This window comes from Pectobacterium wasabiae CFBP 3304 (assembly GCF_001742185.1).
Taxonomy (GTDB): Bacteria; Pseudomonadota; Gammaproteobacteria; order Enterobacterales; family Enterobacteriaceae; genus Pectobacterium; species Pectobacterium wasabiae.
Map to the genome: position 1 here is coordinate 3,244,694 of NZ_CP015750.1, position 16,554 is coordinate 3,261,247.

General features: G+C 50.8%; 10 protein-coding genes. 4 read left to right on the forward strand and 6 right to left on the reverse strand.

Annotated elements, in window-relative coordinates; genetic code table 11:
* Positions 1-16: 16 nt before the first annotated feature.
* On the reverse strand, positions 17-2,302 hold the full coding sequence (nrdA, locus tag A7983_RS14640; protein ID WP_005976154.1) for a class 1a ribonucleoside-diphosphate reductase subunit alpha: 2,286 nt from the start codon (positions 2,300-2,302) through the stop codon (positions 17-19).
* A gap of 505 nt (positions 2,303-2,807) precedes the next feature.
* Entirely contained in the window at positions 2,808-3,527 is a 720-nt protein-coding gene (ubiG, locus tag A7983_RS14645; RefSeq protein WP_005976156.1) for a bifunctional 2-polyprenyl-6-hydroxyphenol methylase/3-demethylubiquinol 3-O-methyltransferase UbiG, read from the reverse strand.
* 248 nt (positions 3,528-3,775) lie between these two features.
* On the opposite strand from ubiG, the gene gyrA reads away from it, so the two are divergent.
* Positions 3,776-6,415, forward strand: a complete 2,640-nt coding sequence (gene gyrA, locus A7983_RS14650) for a DNA topoisomerase (ATP-hydrolyzing) subunit A (protein WP_005976158.1) — start codon at positions 3,776-3,778, stop codon at positions 6,413-6,415.
* A gap of 115 nt (positions 6,416-6,530) precedes the next feature.
* A complete protein-coding gene (gene rcsC, locus A7983_RS14655; RefSeq protein WP_071531160.1) occupies positions 6,531-9,386 on the forward strand; it encodes a two-component system sensor histidine kinase RcsC in 2,856 nt (951 codons plus the stop codon).
* A gap of 37 nt (positions 9,387-9,423) precedes the next feature.
* Here the strand turns inward: rcsC and rcsB are convergent, their stop codons facing one another.
* The 4 genes from rcsB to A7983_RS14675 all read right to left on the reverse strand — a co-directional run bounded on the left by rcsB (position 9,424) and on the right by A7983_RS14675 (position 14,512).
* Positions 9,424-10,074: a response regulator transcription factor RcsB gene (rcsB, locus tag A7983_RS14660; protein ID WP_005976164.1), complete on the reverse strand. Its 651-nt coding sequence runs from the start codon at positions 10,072-10,074 to the stop codon at positions 9,424-9,426.
* A gap of 8 nt (positions 10,075-10,082) precedes the next feature.
* Positions 10,083-12,770, reverse strand: a complete 2,688-nt coding sequence (gene rcsD / locus A7983_RS14665) for a phosphotransferase RcsD (RefSeq protein ID WP_005976166.1) — start codon at positions 12,768-12,770, stop codon at positions 10,083-10,085.
* A gap of 16 nt (positions 12,771-12,786) precedes the next feature.
* Entirely contained in the window at positions 12,787-13,956 is a 1,170-nt protein-coding gene (locus A7983_RS14670) for an MFS transporter (RefSeq protein WP_005976168.1), read from the reverse strand.
* Positions 13,957-14,092: 136 nt separating this feature from the next.
* Entirely contained in the window at positions 14,093-14,512 is a 420-nt protein-coding gene (locus tag A7983_RS14675) for a winged helix-turn-helix transcriptional regulator (protein WP_005976170.1), read from the reverse strand.
* A gap of 222 nt (positions 14,513-14,734) precedes the next feature.
* Here A7983_RS14675 and A7983_RS14680 point away from each other — a divergent pair, with 222 nt between their 5' ends.
* Both A7983_RS14680 and A7983_RS14685 read left to right on the forward strand, forming a co-directional pair.
* Positions 14,735-15,505, forward strand: coding sequence for an SDR family oxidoreductase (locus A7983_RS14680; RefSeq protein ID WP_005976172.1), 771 nt, complete (start codon positions 14,735-14,737; stop codon positions 15,503-15,505).
* Positions 15,506-15,570: 65 nt separating this feature from the next.
* Positions 15,571-16,452, forward strand: a complete 882-nt coding sequence (locus A7983_RS14685; protein WP_005976173.1) for an SDR family oxidoreductase — start codon at positions 15,571-15,573, stop codon at positions 16,450-16,452.
* Positions 16,453-16,554: the final 102 nt, after the last annotated feature.

Genomic DNA, 16,554 nt, shown 5'->3' on the forward strand with positions numbered 1-16,554 from the left:
GCCTTTTATTATTGGCTTAAATCTTACACGCGCCGCCTTCGCAGCCATCGTCCTGCGGTTCTGCCAACAGGTCGTCTTGCACGTCTTCAGCGCCGTCACGGGTGTTTTGGTAATACAGCGTTTTAACGCCGAATTTGTAGGCTGTGACCAAATCTTTCAGCAACTGCTTCATCGGTACTCGGCCTGACGGGAAGCGTGATGGGTCGTAGTTGGTGTTGGAGGAGATCGCCTGATCGACAAATTTCTGCATCACGCCCACTAGTTGCAGGTATCCATCGTTATTTGGCATTTCCCACAGCAGTTCGTAGGCATCTTTCAGCGTTTCGTATTCCGGCACGACTTGACGCAGAATACCGTCTTTGGATGCTTTGACGCTGATGTGGCCGCGCGGTGGCTCAATGCCGTTGGTGGCGTTCGAGATCTGAGACGACGTTTCAGACGGCATCAGCGCAGACAGCGTGGAGTTACGCAGGCCGTATTCTTTGATGTCGTTACGCAGCGTTTCCCAGTCGAGATGCAGCGGTTCGTTGCAAATCGCGTCCAGATCGCGCTTGTAGGTATCGATCGGTAAAATACCCTGTGAGTAGGTGGTTTCGTTGAACCACGGGCAGGCACCTTGCTCACGTGCCAGCACATTCGACGCCTTCAGCAGATAGTATTGAATCGCTTCAAAGGTTTTGTGTGTCAGGCCATTGGCGCTGCCATCGGAGTAACGCACGCCATTTTTCGCCAGATAATAGGCGAAGTTGATGACGCCAATCCCCAATGTGCGGCGGCCCATCGCACCACGTTCTGCCGCCTTAATCGGGTAATCCTGATAATCCAGCAGGGCATCCAACGCGCGTACTGCGAGCGTGGCTAAATCTTCCAAATCGTCCAGGCTATTAATCGCACCGAGGTTAAACGCTGACAGCGTACACAGTGCAATTTCACCGTTTTCATCATTCACGTCGTCCAACGGCTTGGTCGGTAACGCGATTTCCAGACACAGGTTGGACTGACGAACCGGTGCAATCAGCGGATCGAACGGGCTATGCGTGTTGCAGTGGTCAACGTTCTGAATATAGATACGGCCCGTGGAAGCACGTTCCTGCATCATCAGGGAGAACAGCTCAACCGCTTTAATACGTTGCTTGCGGATGCTGTCATCCTGCTCATATTGCACATACAGGCGTTCGAATTCATCCTGATTGGCGAAGAACGCGTCGTACAGCCCCGGTACGTCAGACGGGCTGAACAGCGTGATCTCTTCACCTTTTACCAAGCGCTGGTACATCAGTTTGTTCAACTGCACGCCGTAATCGAGGTGACGAACGCGGTTGCCTTCTACGCCACGGTTGTTTTTTAACACCAGTAGGCTTTCGACTTCCAGATGCCATAACGGATAGAACAGCGTGGCAGCTCCGCCGCGAACGCCGCCCTGAGAGCAGGATTTCACCGCCGTCTGGAAGTGTTTATAGAACGGGATACAGCCGGTATGGAACGCTTCACCACCGCGAATTGGGCTACCGAGCGCACGGATGTGACCGGCGTTGATGCCGATACCTGCACGCTGGGAAACATATTTCACAATAGCGCTGGACGTCGCGTTGATGGAATCCAGGCTGTCGCCGCATTCGATCAGCACGCAGGAGCTGAACTGGCGTGTTGGGGTGCGCACGCCCGCCATGATTGGCGTCGGCAGGGAAATTTTGAACGTTGAGATCGCGTCATAGAAACGTTTAACGTAATCCAGACGGGTTTCACGCGGATAGCCGGAAAACAGGCAGGCGGCGACCAGAATGTACAGGAACTGGGCGCTTTCGTAGATATCACCGGTGACGCGGTTTTGTACCAGATATTTCCCTTCCAACTGTTTAACCGCAGCATAGGAGAAATTCATGTCACGCCAGTGATCGATGAAAGCGTCCATCTGAGCGAATTCTTCGGGGCTATAGTCTTCCAGCAGGTGCTTGTCGTATTTGCCCAATTCCACCATCTTGGTGACGTGGGTCAGCAGGGCTGGCGGTTCGAATTGACCGTAGGCTTTCTTGCGCAGATGGAAGATAGCCAGACGCGCGGCCAGATATTGATAATCCGGGCTTTCGCGGGAGATTAGATCGGCAGCGGCCTTGATGATGGTTTCATGAATATCAGAGCTTTTGATGCTGTCATAAAACTGAATGTGGGAACGTAGTTCCACCTGAGAAACGGAGACATTGTGTAAACCTTCTGCGGCCCAGGTAATGACGCGGTGGATTTTATCCAAATTGATTTTTTCTTTACTGCCATCGCGTTTGGTAACTAGGAGGCTCTGGTTCATGAGAAGTAATACCTGTTAATTTCCCCTCTGTTACTAGCACATGCAAAAACGACAAGCAAGGCACATCTGCGCCTTTTTGTCGAGAGCAAACACTATATGTAGGGGTGGGATTGGTTTGATAACAAAATAATGAGAAAAGGATGTTATTGCAAGTGAACAAAACCGGAGTAATTGTGGATAACTTAGGGGAGTAAATGTGATTGGTTCGGTAACTGCCTGTTTGCTTGGGCCATCTCATCTTTTTAGTCCTTGACGATAAAAAATGAAATATTTACTCGGTTGCGGCTTTATTGTTCGTGTTGAAAATTATGATATTGATCAAATCACAAAACAGAAAAACAAACTCAGAATTATCTGATTATTAAATTTCCAAAACTTAACAAAGTAGCAGCAATGGCGATGATGTTGTTGGTTTTTTGTTTCCGCAGGGGAAATCCCTGCGGTTGGTTTTTTAATGCGTGAGTGCTCCAAATTGGCTGTTCACTCATTCTAGCTGTGTGCTTTTTTATTTGTCGTGGTGAGTATGCAGCATGTAGTTCACGTCTACGTTTGGGCCCAGTTTAAAGTGGTCCGTCAGCGGGTTGTAGTGCAGCCCGGTGATATGCCTTTCGCGCAGCGGTGTGTCGTCAACCCAGCGCATCAGCTCCGCTGGGCGAATGAATTTCTTAATATCGTGCGTGCCGCGTGGCACCATCTTTAAAACATACTCAGCGCCGATAACCGCCATCATCCACGCTTTTGCATTGCGGTTGATCGTGGAGAAAAACACGTGTCCGCCGGGCTTGACCAATTTAGCGCACGCCTGCACCACGGATTGCGGATCGGGAACGTGCTCCAGCATCTCCATACAGGTGACCACATCGTAAAGGCCTGGGTGAGCGAGTGCATGGGCTTCTACCGTTTCCTGCACGTAATTGACAGTGATGCCGCTTTCCAGCGCATGTAAACGCGCAACCTCTAACGGCTCTGCGCCCATATCCAGCCCGGTGACGTCCGCGCCTTCACGCGCCATGCTTTCGGCCAAAATACCGCCGCCGCAGCCGACATCCAACACTTTCTTGCCGAACAAGCCTTCCGCGCGCTGTGAAATATAGCCCAGACGCAACGGGTTAATACGGTGTAATGGTTTGAATTCACCTTCTAAATCCCACCAGCGTGAAGCGATAGCCTCAAATTTGGCAATTTCCTGATGGTCAACGTTCGGAGTTTGATTTTCTACATTCATGTGTCATCGCTGCCTTTCGTCATCTTCTACTGCCGCGAGTATACCCCTTCATGTCGCAACGTGCAGCGGTGTCGCTTTTCTCTGCGGGATAAACGTTCACGAGGAAAACAGTCTGTTCAGAGCGGAAGGGAGTTTCCCCCGAAACGGCGGTTTGTGATATAATTTTTCACCTTTTGAACAGTTCACCTTTCTGAACGGTTCACTTTTCTGAACACGGGTAGATGCCTAAATAGAGGGATAGCGGCTCCATGAGCGACCTTGCCAGAGAAATCACACCGGTCAATATTGAAGAAGAGCTGAAAAGCTCGTATCTGGATTATGCGATGTCCGTTATTGTCGGACGTGCATTACCAGATGTTCGAGATGGACTGAAACCGGTACACCGCCGCGTACTGTATGCGATGAGCGTACTGGGTAACGACTGGAACAAACCGTATAAAAAATCCGCCCGTGTCGTCGGGGATGTCATCGGTAAATACCACCCGCACGGCGACTCTGCCGTTTATGAAACCATCGTGCGTATGGCGCAGCCTTTCTCACTGCGCTACATGCTGGTTGATGGTCAGGGTAACTTCGGTTCGATTGACGGCGACTCCGCTGCGGCCATGCGTTATACCGAAATTCGCATGTCGAAAATTGCTCACGAACTGCTGGCCGACCTCGAAAAAGAGACGGTCGATTTTGTGCCGAACTATGACGGCACCGAGCAGATTCCTGACGTCATGCCTACGCGTATTCCCAACCTGCTGGTTAACGGTTCTTCCGGTATCGCCGTCGGGATGGCCACCAACATTCCGCCGCATAACCTGACTGAAGTCGTGAACGGCTGTCTGGCGTATATCGACGATGAAAACATCAGTCTCGAAGGGCTGATGGAACACATCAAAGGCCCGGATTTCCCGACGGCGGCGATCATCAATGGCCGACGCGGCATTGAAGAAGCCTATCGCACCGGGCGCGGTAAAATTTACATCCGCGCGCGTGGCGAAGTTGAAACGGACGCGAAAACCGGACGTGAAACCATCATCGTGCATGAAATCCCGTATCAGGTGAACAAAGCGCGCCTGATCGAGAAAATTGCCGAGCTGGTCAAAGATAAACGTATTGAAGGCATTAGCGCACTGCGTGACGAATCCGATAAAGACGGTATGCGTATCGTTATCGAGATTAAGCGTGACGCCGTGGGCGAAGTGGTCCTGAATAATCTGTATTCCCAGACGCAGCTTCAGACGTCATTCGGCATCAACATGGTGGCACTGCATCAGGGCCAGCCGAAGATCATGCCGCTGAAGGACATTCTGGTTGCGTTTGTGCGCCACCGTCGTGAAGTGGTGACGCGTCGTACCATTTTTGAACTGCGTAAAGCCCGTGACCGCGCCCATATCCTGGAAGGTCTGGCCATTGCGCTGGCGAACATCGATCCGATTATCGAACTGATTCGTCGTGCGGCGTCACCTGCTGAAGCGAAAGCCTCGCTGATCGCACAAGCGTGGGAACTGGGCAGCGTTTCTACCATGTTGGAACGTGCGGGCGATGATGCTGCGCGTCCAGAATGGCTGGAGCCAGAGTTCGGCATCCGTGACGGTCATTACTACCTGACGGAGCAGCAGGCACAGGCGATTCTGGATCTGCGTTTGCAGAAACTGACTGGCATGGAGCACGAAAAGCTGCTGGATGAATATAAAGAGCTATTAGCGGAGATCGCCGAGCTGCTTTATATCCTCAATAGTCCTGAGCGTCTGATGGAAGTGATCCGCGAAGAGCTGGAAGCGATCAAAACGCAGTACAGCGACGAGCGCCGCACAGAAATCACGGCGAACACTGCCGACATCAACATCGAAGACCTGATTAATCAGGAAGATGTTGTGGTCACACTGTCTCATCAGGGTTATGTGAAGTATCAACCGCTGAGCGACTACGAAGCCCAACGTCGTGGTGGTCGCGGCAAGTCCGCTGCACGAATAAAAGAAGAAGACTTTATCGATCGTCTGCTGGTGGCCAACACCCACGACACGATCCTGTGCTTCTCCAGCCGTGGCCGTCTGTACTGGATGAAGGTATATCAATTGCCGGAAGCCAGCCGTGGTGCGCGCGGTCGTCCGATCGTCAACCTGCTGCCGCTTGAGCCGAATGAACGTATCACGGCGATTCTGCCAGTACGTGAATACGAAGAAGGTCGTCATATCTTCATGGCAACGGCGAGCGGTACAGTGAAGAAAACGGCGCTGACGGAATTCAGCCGTCCGCGTAGCGCGGGGATCATCGCGGTTAACCTGAACGAGGGTGACGAGCTGATTGGCGTTGACCTGACTGATGGTAGTGATGAAGCGATGCTGTTCTCAGCGGAAGGTAAAGTCGTTCGCTTCTCTGAACAGGCTGTGCGCTCTATGGGCCGAACGGCAACGGGCGTCCGCGGTATCAACCTGCAAGGTGAAGATCGCGTGGTATCGTTGATTATTCCTCGCGGTGAGGGCGATATCCTGACCGTCACACAAAATGGCTTTGGTAAACGTACTGCCGTGAGTGAGTACCCAACCAAGTCGCGTGCGACGAAAGGGGTTATCTCCATCAAGGTCAGTGAGCGTAACGGTAAAGTGGTTGGTGCGGTTCAGGTTGACGCCGCAGACCAGATCATGATGATCACCGATGCGGGAACGCTGGTACGTACTCGCGTGTCTGAAGTCAGTATCGTCGGCCGTAACACACAGGGTGTGACGCTGATTCGTACAGCGGAAGACGAACATGTTGTTGGCCTGCAGCGAGTGGCCGAGCCGGTAGAAGATGAAGAGCTGGATGGCGTAGTAAAAGTTGAAGGCGAAATCGCCGAAGACGATGATGCTATAGACGACATTGACGGCGATGATGATATCGCTGAAGATGACGAATAAGCCTTTTCCTTAAACCGAAATGAGCCGAGTAAGCCAGCGCGATGCGCTGGCTTTTTTTATCGACACTCGGTAGTGTATCAGCAAACTAGTTCTTCTATCATTCAACGGTATTCACTTGAAATATCTCGCCTCATTCCATACCACATTAAAAGTTTCTCGCTATTTGTTCCGGGTTCTGGCGATCATGCTGTGGGTGTTGGGCGCGCTGATATCCGTTTTCTATATCACTAAAGTATTGAATGAAAAAGAGTCGGAGCTGCGTCAGGAATATAATCTCAGCTTTGATCAGTCACAGGGATACATCCGACATGCGTCGGATATTGTGCGCGAACTTCAGTATCTGGCGGCAAACCGTCTGATGCTGGCGAGAGAGAGGGCTGAGTCGCCAACGGAAGGAGGACCCGGTGTCTCTGTTTATGCGCTTGAGCCCGGTGCAACCTGTTCTACGCAATATGGCGGGAATACGGCGCTGCTCTCATTGAGTCATTTTTTCAACGGCTGGCAGGATAATTTCTCTGCCGTCTACGATCTTAACCGGGTCTTTTTTGTCGGCGGCGATCGGCGTTGTATGGTTGATTTTGGCATTCGTAACCAGTCGCTTGACCGTGATAACTTGCTTAAAAATGTGCAGGATCGGTTTCAGGATCAGAAGAAGAATCGTACCCAGACCGGGCGTGATGAAACGCTCTATTGGATTACCCCCGCGTCTGTCCCCGATGTCGGCTATTTGTATGCGCTCACGCCGATCTATGTGGATAACAAGCTGGAAGTCATCATGGGGATTGAACAGACTATTCGTCTGGATGACTTCGTCACTGTCAGTAAATTTCCGATCAATGCCAAGCTGCTGGATCAATATAACCGGGTTGTTTTACAGTTTTCCGATGACAAAGGACTCTCTGTTTCCTCGGTAGACGGCTATCCCTCCGAGCATAACTATTTTGGCTATGCGAATGGCTATGACGAACTCATTCTGAAGAAGGCGCTACCGCCGACTTCGTTCAGTATTGTGTACTCGCTGCCGCTGAAGGTGCTGCTGTCCCATATCAGCGCATTGATGATCAACATGCTGGTGCTGAATATCCTCTCGGCGATTCTGTTGTTCGTGTTGGCGCTGGTGTTTGAGCGAAAAATGCTGTTGCCTGCAGAAGTGAATGCGTTTCAACTGGAAGAGAACGAGCAATTTAACCGTAAGATCGTGGCATCGGCACCGGTAGGAATTTGTATTCTGCGTATTAGTGACGGCACCAATATCCTCAGTAACGAGCTGGCGCATAACTATCTCAATTTGCTTACCCATGAAGACAGGTTGCGAATTACCCGCATTATTTGCGAGCAGCAGTCCAAGTTTGTGGATGTGATGACCAGCCGTAACCACCACCTACAAATCAGCTTTGTCCATTCGCGCTATCGCAATGAAAATGTGGCGATTTGTGTGTTGTTGGACGTTAGCGCGCGCGTCAAAATGGAAGAGTCGCTACAGGAAATGGCGAATGCCGCCGAACAGGCAAGCCAGTCTAAATCGATGTTCCTCGCTACCGTCAGCCATGAATTGCGCACGCCGCTTTATGGCATTATTGGCAACCTTGATTTACTGCAAACCAAGTCGCTGCCGCAGGACGCTAACCGTCTGGTCTTGGCGATGAACAACTCCTCCTCGCTGCTGCTGAAAATCATCAGCGATATCCTCGATTTTTCCAAGATTGAGTCGGAGCAGTTGAAGATAGAACCGTGTGAATTTGCACCGCATGAGGTTATCAGCCACATCACCAGCAACTATCTCCCGCTGGTGGTTAAAAAACGCCTGATGCTGTACTGCTTTATCGAACCCAATGTTCCGGTCAGCCTGTTTGGCGATCCCGTCCGTTTGCAGCAGGTGTTGTCCAACCTGTTGAGTAACGCGATCAAGTTTACGGATACGGGTTGCATCATTTTTGAAGTTGGCTGCCGCGATGGTTATCTGGAATTTGTGGTGCGCGATACCGGTGTGGGCATTCAACCGCGCGAGGCGGTGAAACTGTTTGATCCGTTCTTCCAGGCGGGGAGCGGGGTACAGCGTCATTTTCAGGGCACAGGGTTAGGGCTGGCAATTTGTGAAAAGCTGGTCAATCTGATGGATGGCGATATTACTATCGAGTCTGAACCTGGGCTAGGCAGCCTGTTTGGCGTCAGGATCCCGTTGTATAAAGCGCACTATGCTCCTATGGCGATCAACGCCAGCCTGCAAGGGAAAACATGCTGGTTGAAGGTGCGTAATGCCCGGCTGGAGGCGTATCTACTGACGTTATTGCAGAATCAAGGCGTGCAGGCGGTGCGTTACCAGAATCAAACCGTGTCGCCTGATGATGTCATGATTAGTGATTACACCTCGATAGACGATATTGCCGTTCGGGCACATATCATGATGAGTGGCGCACATAACGGAACCGCACAGAAAGTGAGTGAGAGGCACTGGGTGCAAGGGACATCGACACCTCAACATCTGCCTGATTTGCTGGAGAAAATCTATCGCTCAGACAGTGAAGACAATATTCGCGAGGAGATTTCACCGCCGCTGGCTCACTATGAGCGAGTTGAGAATGGCGACATTATGATTCTGGTGGTTGACGATCACCCCATCAACCGTCGATTGCTGGCGGATCAGTTAGGTTCTTTGGGCTATCAGGCGATGACGGCGAATGATGGGGTCGACGCACTCGGTGTATTAGGTAAAAACCACATTGATATCGTGCTGACAGATGTCAACATGCCGAATATGGATGGGTATTTGTTTACTCAGCGTATGCGGGAGCAGGGACTACGTTTCCCAGTCATTGGCGTGACGGCGAATGCGTTGGCAGAAGAAAGAGAACGCTGCCTTGGGGCAGGGATGGATCACTGTTTGTCAAAACCGGTGACGCTGGATACGTTGCAGCAAGCGTTGGCGTATTACAGTAATGTGGTGCGTCAGGCGAGAACATCCGAGAAGTGACCTGCACCAGCGTGGTTGCCGGTGCAGGGAGAAAAACTTAGTCGACCTGTGTTGCGCCGCCATTAACGGAAGACAGGTAGTTGAGCAGGGCAATATCGTTCTCTACGCCCAGCTTGGTCATGGCTGATTTTTTCTGGCTACTGATCGTTTTGATACTGCGATTCAGTTTTTTGGCGATCTCGGTAACCAAAAAGCCTTCTGCAAACAAGCGCAGCACTTCACTTTCTTTCGGAGACAGGCGTTTATCACCGTAGCCGCTGGCGCTGATTTTCTCCAGCACTTTGGATACGCTGTCTGGCGTGAATTTCTTTCCTTTTTGCAGGGCTGCTAGCGCTTTGGGTAAATCGGTCGGTGCGCCCTGCTTCAGTACGATGCCTTCAATATCCAGATCCAACACCGCACTCAGAATCGCCGGATTATTGTTCATGGTGAGAACAATAATAGAGAGATGAGGAAAATGACGCTTAATGTATTTAATGAGGGTGATACCATCGCCGTATTTATCGCCCGGCATGGATAAATCGGTGATTAAAACGTTCGCATCCAGCTTAGGCAGGTTATTGATCAGCGCGGTTGAGTCTTCAAATTCGCCAACCACATTGACCCATTCAATTTGCTCAAGTGATTTTTTGATGCCAAAAAGGACAATAGGATGGTCGTCGGCAATAATTACGTTTAGGTTACTCATCGTTTTGGTTACTCATCTTGTTGGCTACCTTGCTGCCCTTTAGGTTCGCTTGGGGATAGTAATGCACTGACAAACCTCTCAATTTCATGAAGGTTAGCCTCAATCTGTACACTATCGTGCGCGGTAATATGCTGTTCAAGCTGCTCACACAACTGTTTGCCAGGATGCAGATTCAGCATGGCAAACACGCCTTTCAGCCGGTGCGCCGTCTGCGAAAGTGACGGAAAATCGCCTGTTTCCGCTTCAGTATACAGCCTCTTTAAATCATCCGGTACTGTCTCCACGAACAGCGAGTAATAGTCGCTTGACGCCAGTTGTGCGGCGTAAAATTCAACATCGCTCTGTTCTCCCTCCTGCGTCGCATCGGGTGGTGTTTCCAGTTGCAGTTCAATCAGCTTAAGCAATGCCTCCAGTAGGAGGTGGCTGATATTGTAGTTCACCCGCAAACGGCGCGGGCCCAAAGGTGTTACTGTGTCATCGTCATGACTCAACAGCAGCGTATAATCTGCTTTTTTCTCCGGGTCATCAGTAATAAAAATATCGGCTTCCTGAGTAATCTGACGTTCATCGCTGACCAGATAATTGGCTCCCCAGCCCGTCAGCATATTGCCGACAATATGCTGTACTTCGTCAGACGTCACATCCAGCAAAACGGTAATACCGTCCAGCAGTTTTTCGTCCTCAACGGGCAGCGCTTCCGGCTCCAGTTTTAACGTCAGAATATAGTGTGTGCCTAACCCGGATTTACTGTTGATGGCTAATGCACCGCCCAGTTTATTACAGAGTTGATTACACAAAAATAAGGTCAATCCTGAATTTTGTCCGAAACGATCGGAAGTTGCAGGATGCAGGAAAGGATGCCGAATGTTTTCCTGCTCTTTTCCTGAAACCTGGGTTCCGGTATCGCTGACCTGAATAACCAGCGTATCCGACTCATTATTTTTTCTGTCAACCGACACCGTAATTTTGCCGTAATCGGTATTGGTCACTGAATAATTTAGCAGCAGTGCCAGCGTTTTTTTCAACAGCTCGGCATCACCCACATAAGTTTGATTACTATCCAAATGGTAATGATGGAATAGGGTGAGCCCTTTTTGATTCAATCGCGGCAACAACTCAAGGAGAACATTGTCGATAAGCGTCAGCGGTGAAAAGCTGGTATTGACCCCGGTCCATTCCTGCGCCTCAAGTTTTTCATGCAGGGCGATATTTTCCAGTAGCTGAATCGCGCAGCGGGTATCTGCTGTTAGTTGATCCAGCGTTTGTGCTTGTATGGCTGCCGTATTGCTGTGGCGTATCGCGTGAATATGCTGCTGTAGTGAGATCAGCGGCTGTTTAAATTCGCTGAGCAGGTTTTGGAATAAGCGTTTTCTGGCATGGATATTCTTTTCGTATTCACGCTGGGCTAGCAGCAATTTCCGCTGCACCAGAATCTCTTTATCCTGTTCGCGCACCAGGAAGAGGCAATAGTCTGGCGAATATTGGCTACGGATTTGACGGATTTCATACATTTCATTATTGATGGTGACCTGAATGACACCCTGATGTTCGTCCGCCATATTGGTGATTTTTTGCAGACTCAGGTGTGGAAGTAGGTGCTCTGCACGCTCATTTTGTATGATGATCTTGTTGCTGTTGAAATCATAAACCAGCACGCCCATCGGGATTTTCCCCGTGGTTTCGCGGTAAATATCCAGTTTCTTTTCCAACTGATGAGATAAATCTTCACCGGGATGGGCATACTTTCGCCGGAAAAGGTAAAAGCCACTGATGGACGAACTCAGCAGAACCAGATTCAGCAGCATAAGCCAGATGTTATTACGCAACGCATCAATAATCAGTGCCTTTACCGGCACCTGGAAAACGATTTTTATCGGTGCATTCACGAGCGTGGCAGAGACTTCAATATTAGAACCATGAAGCTGTGCATCCGTTGCGCTTTCACCATTATTACTGCCGTCCATGTTGCTAGCCGCAGGTGTATCTGGCTTCAGCATCAGATGGTCACGCGGGATCGCGTCTGGAATTAAATCGTTAATGGGCAGATCGAACGCCAGAATTGTCGCCAGATGGCCCGGCTGATTGAATGTGGTGCGCAGCGTGAAATAGTAATCGTTATAGAAGCGTAATTTACGCAGCGGGGAAAAGCTTTCGCGTTCATCTAATACATTTGCCTGTTGCAGCATTTCCGTCCGGCGGGCTTCGGCAATGACCGTAATATAATTGCCGCGGAACTGCGAAGAGATATCTTTCAGCGTCTGTGTGGAAATCATCGTCAGGCTGTTGTCGATGCCATTCAGATAATACATGGAATAGACGTTATTCTCTGCTCCCCAGAGAATATCGAGATAGCGTGATATCCGCCGCACTGACGTCAGCGTCCCCTTATCGTGTTGCCCAAAAATCAACGCATCCGTTTTCTGGCCGTTTTTTTCTACATAGAAAACATCGGGCATTAAATTAATTGCGCTAATGTTAGTGTCGTTAGCGGACGCTTCACTGTTTAGACTGCCGTAAATTTGATAGGTGAAAAAACGGTAGGTATCGATGCGTTTCTGTATACCTTGGGCAATAGTCGTCAGCGAATGTTTTTTGTCCGCCAGCAAATCGTTGATGTAGCTATAGCCAAACGTTCCGGTAATAAGGAGCGATAACACCGTAAGGAGGGAAAAATAACGCAAGATCATGGCTGGCATCAATTAACGCTCCTGATTAGCGGATGACTGCTCGTGCACTGGCGCTGACGGCCAGCAACAGCAGTGCGACAAACCCGAATGCGGTAGCCAAATTGCTGAGTTGTGCAATAAAGCCGAGAATGGTCGGGCCGATCAGAATGCCCGCATAGCCTACTGTAGTAATGGAGGCGATAGCCAGATTGGGTGGCATGATCTTTTGATTCCCCGCCGCGCTGAAGAGGATCGGTACCACATTGGATGCGCCGATACCGACCATAACGAAGCCAAGAATGGCGGTCACTGCATTATCAATACCGATCGTTAACAGCAGACCGAGTGCGGCACAAAGGCTACCACCAGTAAGAATCGCGTAGCGCCCAAGCGCATTAACAATGCGGTCGCCATTTAGCCTGCCTAGCGTCATCGCGACGGAAAATGCCGCATAGCCCATTCCCGCCTGCGCGCCGCTCAGGTTGCGCTCAACCGTTAGAAAGAGGGCGCTCCAATCCAATATCGAACCTTCAGCTAGGAACATAATGAAGCACAGTGAACCAATGAACATGACCCAGCCGCGTGGGATCACAAACAGCGGGCCACCTTCAGTTTGATTTGTGGTACGTAGCAGGTGCTTGTGCGCCGTTGCCATGAACAGCAGCACCAACGCAACAATGGTCATTATCGCCATTAACGGGGACAGACCAAGCCACAGCAGGGCGCTGACGCCACCAGCACCGGCAATCCCTCCGATGCTAAAGAAACCATGAAAACCGGACATCATCGCTCGGCCGCTGGCGTGTTCTACGATGACAGCCTGAATATTCATGGCGACATCGATCATACCAATAGATGCGCCAAAAAAGAGCAGCACGATCGCCATCACCGGCAATGTTTCTGCCTGCGTCAGAGCGGGCAATATCAGACAGAGCAGGGCGCTGGCCAGCAAAATAACGCTGCGGCACCCCCACTTACTGGTGAGGAAACCGGTGAGCGGCATGGCTAACAGTGAGCCAATGCCCAGAGAAAGTAACAACATCCCGAGAGAAGCATCACTGATAGCCAGTCGCGCTTTAACAAAGGGCACCAGCGGTGCCCAGGACGCCATAGCAAAACCTGCAACAAAGAAAGCGATGCGCGTGGCGGCCTGTGCTTTTTTGCCCGGCAGATTCTGATTAATGCTTAACGAGTTGGAATGCAGAGTCGTACTCATCCTGAACGAGGCTATCCGGTATACGTAACAAGGGCCTATTTTTACCATAATTAGCGGTCTGAATGGAAAGAATCATGGTGCTCATCAAGCCTATGATTGGCAGCAAACTTTGCTGGATGCTACCTCTCGTAAAGCCTTAGCTGCCTTTGGATCGCAGATCGAATGCGGAACGGGCTTGTTCGATGATTTCAAGGTTTTGCTCAGCCCATACCCACACGCCACAGAACGCAGCCCCAAGCCCAAGACCGAGATCCGTCAGGCGGTACTCCACCTTTGGGGGGATAACGGGATGTACTGTGCGGATTACCAACCCTTCACGTTCCATCTCGCGCAGGGTCTGCGTCAGCATTTTCTGGCTGATCCCTGCCACTTTCTTTGCCAATTGTGTGAAGCGCAATTCCCCGTTTTCAGCCAGAACCTCAAGGATGAGCATCGTCCATTTGTCCGCCACTCGGCCGATCACTTCGTTAACCAGCGTTTCTACGCGTGGATCCTGTTTTGTCGCTGATGAAAGCTTTCTCTGGACTTCTGAGTGTTTAGCGAAGTCGATGCTCATAGGCACTCTCTTTTTTTTGGGGTAATTGTGAACATTCTGGCGCTTTTCTTTCCCGAAGTCTGCGTCTGACAGTATCGGGAGTCAAGCATCTGAGTTCCTTAAAGCACGTATCCTCTATGCTTACCATTTGGTTAGTATCACACTTTATGGTGCCTACTTCCCAAAAGTTTGTGAGGTGCTTATTCTTTGAGTCCTACCGTAAACGAAAAGTGGAAGCTAATCATGCAAACGACAAATAACACAATACTCATTACGGGAGGCGGTTCCGGCATTGGTCGCGAGCTTGCACTGCGTTTCAACGATCTCGGCAACACAGTCATTGTGACGGGGCGGCGAGCATCTCTCCTGCAGGAGACGATCAATGGACGGAAAAATATGCACGCATTTGAGTTAGATATCGACGATCCCAAGGCGATTAATGTGTTTGCTCAGCGGATCGTGACTGAATATCCATCCCTCAACGTCCTGATTAACAATGCTGGCATCATGCGTTACGAAGATCTGAGTACTAGAAGCGATCTGTGCGATGCGCAGGCGCAGATTACGACAAATGTGCTTGGGCCTATCCGCCTCACTAATGCCCTTATCGATCACCTGAAGAGCCAACAGCATTCTGCGATCGTCAATGTGTCTTCCGGTCTGGCTTTTGTTCCGCGCGCTGACGCGGCGGTTTATAGCGCGACTAAGGCTGCCGTTCATTCCTACACCGTGTCATTGCGGCATCAGCTCGTGGATCAGGTGGAAGTCATCGAGCTCGTACCACCGGGTATCCAGACTGAGCTCACGCCGGGGCAGTCGGATCGCGAAGGCTACATGCCTCTGAACGCATATATTGATGAAGTTATGACACTGTTTTGCAAGCAACCGACGCCAAACGAGATCGTTGTAGAGCGTGCTCAACTGCAACGCTTGGCTGAGCGTGAAGGGCGCTTCGAACAGGTGTTTGATTTGATCAATGCGCGGGCAACTGAGCAGCACACTAAAAGTAAATAAGCCGTCCTCATACCGGCGGTATCGCTCTCTGCCGCAATCTCAAATCAACAGTGAAGGATTTCGTTATGTCCACACAAGATTTCAACAATCCCGTTCGTTCTGGTGAGGCTAGCCTTTCCAGACGCAAGATCCTGACGGCCGCTGCTATAGCGATGCCTGCCGCATTGATTCTTGGCCCGGCGAGTGGTGTTGCTGGCGTTGTGCAATCCAATACTGCCACTAGCAAAGCGGCGCTGGTTACGGGGTCGTCGCGAGGCATTGGTGCGGCGATTGCGAAGCGGCTGGCTCTGGATGGATATGCGGTGACCGTTAATTACCTGAACAATCGTGAACTCGCGGCTGGGGTGGTGCGTGATATTGAGTCTGCGGGGGGGAAGGCTATTTTCGAGCAAGCCGATGTCAGTGACGCCAAGGCTGTGCGCCGTCTTTTTGACAAACATCGTGAAGCGTTCGGCCAGGTGGATATCGTTGTCGCGAATGCGGGAATCCAAAGACTAGGGGCGTTCGCCGATATGAGTGACGATGACTATGTCAGGTTGATAGACGTCAATATGAAAGGTGTTTTCCACACGCTGCGTGAGAGCGCCAGGCAGGTCTCTGATGGCGGGCGCATCATCGCTCTTTCATCAGGGACCACCAGTATGCGCCCGCCCACTTACGGCCCCTATGCGGCCAGCAAAGCGGCCGTGGAGGTGTTCGTTAACATTCTTGCGAAGGAACTGGCAGGACGGATGATTTCCGTCAATGCGGTGGCACCAGGTACCACGAATACGTCTCTTTTTACCGACGGCAAGACGCCAGAACAGATCGCAGGGTTTGCACAGCAGACGCCGTACAAACGACTTGGTGAACCGGAAGACATTGCCAACGTCGTCTCAATCCTTGCTGGAGGACGCGGAGGCTGGATCAATGGTCAGGTGGTGAATGCCAATGGCGGTCTGGTCTAGGGTCATCCTTGTCAATACAGCGATGTGCTTCACAACGTGGGGCTTGTCGACGATTGCAAGCTATGTGCTACAACGTCAAGTTAACTGATTTTCAATATTTCA

Bases quoted from the DNA above. Each gene is read 5' to 3' on its own strand.
- nrdA (WP_005976154.1), bottom strand. From the start codon at position 2,302: ATGAACCAGAGCCTCCTAGTTACCAAACGCGATGGCAGTAAAGAAAAA.
- ubiG (WP_005976156.1), bottom strand. From the start codon at position 3,527: ATGAATGTAGAAAATCAAACTCCGAACGTTGACCATCAGGAAATTGCC.
- gyrA (WP_005976158.1), top strand. From the start codon at position 3,776: ATGAGCGACCTTGCCAGAGAAATCACACCGGTCAATATTGAAGAAGAG.
- rcsB (WP_005976164.1), bottom strand. From the start codon at position 10,074: ATGAGTAACCTAAACGTAATTATTGCCGACGACCATCCTATTGTCCTT.
- rcsD (WP_005976166.1), bottom strand. From the start codon at position 12,770: ATGCCAGCCATGATCTTGCGTTATTTTTCCCTCCTTACGGTGTTATCG.
- A7983_RS14670 (WP_005976168.1), bottom strand. From the start codon at position 13,956: ATGAGTACGACTCTGCATTCCAACTCGTTAAGCATTAATCAGAATCTG.
- A7983_RS14675 (WP_005976170.1), bottom strand. From the start codon at position 14,512: ATGAGCATCGACTTCGCTAAACACTCAGAAGTCCAGAGAAAGCTTTCA.
- A7983_RS14680 (WP_005976172.1), top strand. From the start codon at position 14,735: ATGCAAACGACAAATAACACAATACTCATTACGGGAGGCGGTTCCGGC.
- A7983_RS14685 (WP_005976173.1), top strand. From the start codon at position 15,571: ATGTCCACACAAGATTTCAACAATCCCGTTCGTTCTGGTGAGGCTAGC.